This window comes from Trinickia sp. (assembly GCF_051953405.1).
Lineage (GTDB): Bacteria > Pseudomonadota > Gammaproteobacteria > Burkholderiales > Burkholderiaceae > Trinickia.
Genome location: NZ_JBQCIV010000014.1, coordinates 1 through 5,457 on the forward strand (window position 1 = coordinate 1; position 5,457 = coordinate 5,457).

At 59.9% G+C, this 5,457-nt stretch carries 3 protein-coding genes and 1 pseudogene; all 4 read right to left on the bottom strand.

The window, feature by feature from the left end:
• Positions 1–218: HTH domain-containing protein (locus tag ACTHN9_RS03085; RefSeq protein WP_440535285.1), on the bottom strand; the 218-nt coding region annotated here is incomplete at its 3' end.
• A 319-nt stretch (positions 219–537) separates the two neighbouring features.
• A pseudogene (locus ACTHN9_RS03090) lies at positions 538–2,910 on the bottom strand (DUF3320 domain-containing protein); the annotation flags it as partial.
• A 74-nt stretch (positions 2,911–2,984) separates the two neighbouring features.
• Positions 2,985–3,806 (bottom strand): IS21-like element helper ATPase IstB, encoded by an 822-nt coding sequence (gene istB, locus ACTHN9_RS03095; RefSeq protein ID WP_440535286.1) that lies wholly within the window; start codon positions 3,804–3,806, stop codon positions 2,985–2,987.
• Positions 3,803–5,299 carry an IS21 family transposase gene (gene istA, locus ACTHN9_RS03100; protein WP_440535287.1) on the bottom strand — a complete coding sequence of 499 codons (1,497 nt, stop codon included), beginning with the start codon at positions 5,297–5,299 and terminating at the stop codon, positions 3,803–3,805. The genes istB and istA overlap by 4 nt, the downstream gene beginning before the upstream one ends.
• Between the last annotated feature and the right edge of the window lie 158 nt (positions 5,300–5,457).

The following is a 5,457-nucleotide window of genomic DNA, read 5'->3' on the forward strand; positions in this document are numbered from 1 at the left end:
CCGCCACCCGGAAGCTGGTCGTCCTCGATCACATACCCCCGTTTCCGCTTATCCCATACGAGAGGACAGCCGAGCCGATCCCGTAAGACATCAAAATCCCTTTTCAGTGTCGCACGCGACACCTCGAGGTGAACCATTAGCTCTGCAATCGTGACCACCCCGCGCTTCCGGATACGCTGCACGATCTTGTGAATTCGTTCGGCGCTCTCTTTTGACACTAGCCCCTCTATGCATGTTGGCAAAGCCAGCCGGACCTACCGCATCGGAATGCGGCATAGCCTGCCGATGTCCGCCGACAGCAGGTCCAAAGCGACATGTGAGTCAAATCTTTCCTTTTGAAGACCATTCCTTGTGCGTTTTCAAAGAGAATAACAACGCAGGTTCGAAACGTAACACCGTCACCGAAGCGCAAGGCATGCCACTCGCGGCCACCCCGACGGGCGCCAAACGCAACGACGTCACCGAACTCGAAGAACCGGAAACGCCCTGCAAGATCAAAGGGACGTCCAGACGACATGTGTATTCCGCTTAAGTGCATTACGAGACTCTTCGCCACGCTTGCTCCAAGCGCTCTTTGCTCGCGGCACGCAGCCGAAGCAGGCCGAGTTCCCGACTCATAGCGTTAAGCCCTGATTCCTCGTCGTGCCCCTCCGCTCGCAATTTCGTCGCAAGCGCTCTCAACTCTGCGATTGAAACCTCATCCACCGGTCGACTAGATCCGGGCAGCGGATTTCTAAACGCTAAAGATTCCTTATTGCTGACTGTCTTCGGCCAGATAAACAGGCCGACGTCTTCAGCCTCTGTATCGAAATGCTTTGATGCGAGTTCAACCACACGATTTAGAATGCGAGCCCCGGTCCTGGACCATCCATGCGCTCGAGCAATACGTCTCGCCAGTACTTCGTCGCGCACTGGTCCCTCGGCGTCGACGACCGCGGCAATCATTGCGAGCAAAAGCTCGTCGTAGGTGTGTGCGAAGAACAGTTCTGGGTCGCGCGCGTGATTGGAAATTGTCAAGTCAACTTCAATAAATATCGCCTCACTACCCCGAGCGGATGTTGGCGCTAAAGCCGCACGAGCGTAAACGGCAGGCACTTCATCTTCGGACGCAACACGCTTCGATAATTCATTTGGCTCATCGATGGGATTTGCAATTGCGCTACTGGATTCACAGTCCGAACTGGCCCGAGCAGCCGCAATTACATCGTGTGCAATAGCTGCCGCACCTTGCACTTCTACCACCTCTGCTTCCTGTCTCGCAGCAAGCAAAAACCGCAATTGGCCATCCACCTTTTCCAGGGTGCCCGGCATGTCGACCCACCAGTCGGTTGACCAGATTCGAACGATTTCCCAACCAAGTCCTCGCAGAATGTGCTCACGCAACTTGTCGCGGTCGCGAGCAGTCGCAGAGCGATGATAGGTCGCCCCGTCGCATTCGACACCAGCGAGATAGCGCCCAGGCGCATCGGGGTCCACCACGCCAAGGTCAATGCGAAACGCCGAAACGCCGACCTGGGGATGAACTGTCCAACCTCGCTCAGCGAGCGCAATACAGACAGCCTTTTCGAATGGGCTGTCAAAGTCACCGACGCTACCGGCAACAGTCTCACCAAGAGCACGCGCGCCTCGTTCCGCATACTCAAGAAAGTGCTTGAGATCTCGCACACCCAAAGCCTGCGTACGGGATAGATCCATCTTTTCCGGCTTGAAGCTACCGAATACACGCAATTCCTGACGCGCACGCGTGATTGCTACATTGAGGCGTCGCTCTCCACCTTGTTGATTCATCGGCCCAAAATTCATCGGCATAGTGCCGTCAATACCGGGACCGTAAGTAATGGAGAAGTACATGACGTCCCGCTCGTCGCCCTGAACGCTCTCCAAGTTCTTAACGAAAACTGGCTCCAGCGCCGATTCAGCAAAGTGCGTCTCGATTGACGGGTCTTTTCGACGCGCTTCGTCGAGAAGGTCCTCAATCAATCGCTGTTGCTCGGCATTGAACGTGACGACACCGACCGTCAACCCGCTGTCGCGAAAGTCGGGGGTCTTCAGCCTGCTAACAAGGTCGGCAACAAGAGCCTTGGCCTCCGGCTTGTTAGTGCGTGCTCCTCCACGTTCGTACCGGCCTTCGGGGACGAGATTGAAGCTAACCGCTCGGTCGTTCGTGACCGGACTCGGAAAAGTAACGAGGTCACCGCTGTAGTACCGGTAGTTCGAGAAGGCGATCAGGCTTTCGTGCCGGCTGCGGTAGTGCCACGACAATTTCAAAGTCGGCAGATTCGCACCGATGCACTCTTCCAGGATGCTTTCGAGTTCGGTTTCGATGTCGGTGTCATCGACGTCGGATTCAGCGCGGTCAAAGAAACTGGTCGGTGGTAGTTGTTTCGGGTCGCCAACCATGATGACCTGCGTTGCCCGCGCCATCGCACCGATCGCGTCCCAGACCGGAATCTGCGATGCTTCGTCGAACACCACCACATCAAACTCGGGGGTCTCGCCCGGCAAGTACTGCGCAATGGAGAGCGGGCTCATAAGCAAACACGGCGTCAGCCGGAGAATCGCACCAGAAGCCTTAGACATCAGTTCACGCAATGGGAGATGCCGCGTCCTCTTCTGCATCTCGTAACGCAGAAGGCCCCACTCCGAGCCATGGGTGACTCTTGCTGGCGAAGGAAGGCCGGCTGAAAGTTGTGCTCTGACCCACGCCTGAGTTAGCGCGATGAATTGCTCGTCAAGCTCGCAGAAATCCCGGATGCGCTTCTCGTGCTCAGCAGACACGAAGGTGCGCAGGACGTCGTCTCCGTCGACAACAGCGTTAAGCCACCAGCGACAGTAATTGGTCTCGAAGACATCCTTCACCTGGCCACGCCCGATATTGCCTTCTTCGATGCCAGAAACCAGCGGGGCCAATCTAGATAGCGTCAAGCAGCTTGGCCAGTTTACCGACAACCATCTTGGCCGGTCGACCGGGTGATTGTCGGTGGTTATTCGGCCATGTTTGTCGCTCCTTCCTGGTGGTTGTCGCTGGATGATTGTCGGCGCCGGCTGGTCTGTTTGTCGTTGGCCGTGCGGCGGCGGTAGCTTTCGACGTTCATCTCGAAGATCGTCGAGTGATGGACGAGCCGGTCGATTGCGGCGATGGTCATGCCGGGATCCGGAAACACGTCGTTCCAGCCCGAGAACGGCTGGTTGGCGGTGATCAGCAGGCTGCGGCGCTCGTATCTTTCGGCGATCAGTTCGAACAGCACGCTGGTTTCGGCCTGATCCTTGCGGGCGTACGACAGGTCGTCCAGGATGATCAGGTCGAAGCGATCGAGCTTGGCTAGCGCTGACGGCAATTGCAGGCTCTGACGCGCAGCCTGCAGTTTCTGCACGATCTCACTGGTCCGTGTGGCCAGCACGCGGTAGCCAGCGTCAATCAGCGCGTGTCCGATGGCAGCCGCAAGGTGACTCTTGCCGACCCCGGGCGGGCCGAACAGGAGCACGGTGGCGCCCTTCTCGAGCCACGAATCGCCGGTAGCCAGTGCCATGACGTGGGCTTTGGAGACCATCGGCACCATGCCGAAGTCGAAGGTGGCCAATGTCTTGGTCGGATCCAGATGGGACTCGGTGCGGTGTCGTTCGATGCGCCGCTTGGCGCGCTCGGCGAGTTCGTGCTCAAGCAGTGCGCCGAGCAGTCGTGTGGCCTGCCAGCCTTCCTTGTCGGAGCGCTGGGCAAACTCGGGCCACAGGCGAGCGATGGTCGGCAGGCGCAATTCATTGAGCATCAGGGCCAGACGGCCGGCATCGTAAGCGGGCGTATTCATGCTGCCACCTGCTTGCCCAGCAGCGCGTCATAGCAGCTTGCAGGCGGAATCTCGACATTGACCACCGGGCAGTCGACCTGGCGCGGCGCAAATTCCTCGCGTAACGCCTTGAGATCCGGCAACCTGCCGTCCACCAGCAATGCGTTGAGGCGTGCGGCCAGCACGGCTTCGACGCCATCCAGCGCGGCAAGCTCAAGCAGACCGACCATGGTCCGGCACGCATCGCGCTGCGTCAGCCGTGCCTCGAGCTGCTCCCACGTCCGGCGATAGGCCTCACGCGGAAACAGCTCGTCGCGAAACGCGAGTCCCTTGAAGGCCTGCGGCTTGCGCTTGAGGCCCTCGATGAAGTGCCGGTAATCGAGGGCTCGGCGGTTGTCACCGGCACGCGAGCCGCGTGGGGTGCTGTGCACCAGCGCACCAGACAGATAGCAGTCGAGCCGGTCGCCGTAGACACGCACCTTCAGGCGGTGGCCGATTAGTCGCGACGGCGCGCTGTAGAGGATGCCGCGCACGGTGAAGGTGCTGCAGCGTGTGACACGTGCTTCCTCCTCAACGAAGTCGGTCGTGCGTCGCAGCGGCAGATCGATGAGCTGCTCGCGCTCCAGGCGGTACGCCGCCGAATTGCGCCGGTTGCGGCGCATGACGATCTCGCGCAGAAACTCGTCGTAGGCCGTGCGATCGGCGAAGTCCCGGTGACCGCGCAACATCAACGCTTGGTCGATGGCCTCCTTCAGATAGCGATGCGACGACTCCACGCTGCCGTTCTCGTGGCCCTGACCGCGATTGTTGCGCGTGCCGACCATGCCGTAATGCTCGAGCAGCGCGGCGTAACGCACCGTGAAGTCCTCTTCATCCTGCAGATTCTTGAACGCCGCCGACAGACTGTCGGTCCGGTGTTCACGCGGGCAACCGCCGGCTTGCCAAAGCGCGTTCTGCAGACCCGTGGACAGCGCTTCGAAACTCTCGCCGCCTTCGACGACATTGGCGTATTCCCAGTGCGAGAAGGCCAGCACGAAGTGGTACAGCCGATGAGCGAATGGAGCGCTGGCGATGGTCACGCGCAGTTCAGCCATGTCGGTGAAGTCCGACAGGCCCCGCACGCCGGGCTCATGCTGCTGCGGGAAGAAGACTTCCTTCGGCGGGCCGGACATTGCCCGCCAGTGCCTGACGCGCCGCTCGAGCGTGCGGCGTGTGCTGTCGGGATACTGATCGGGATGATCGTCCTGCAGCTTGCGCAGGATCGTGATCGCCTGAAGTTGCGGTGCGTTCATGAGCATCGGAACGACTTCGGTGTCCCAGACGTCGGCGAACGGATCGGGGCGCGAGCGCCAGTAGCGACGTGGCTTCTGGGACGGCAGCGTGGCCTCTCGTTCTATGCGCCGGGCACTGCGCACGCTGATGCCGGCCTTGGCGGCGGCGATCTCCTGAGAGTGTTGTTTGCGTTTGGACATGTAGAGGCGAACCTGTTGGTCGGTGATGCGGGTTCCGGACATGCGGCTGATCGCTTCTTCTTGATTTGATCAGCCATCGTAGAACCCGGCCGACTCGGCGCCGCCGGTGGGGGGGACTGTGGGGCGGCGGCCCCCCCCCCCCCCACACCCCCACCCCCCCACACAAAAAAAACCAAAAACACCCAAAAAAAATTTATCCA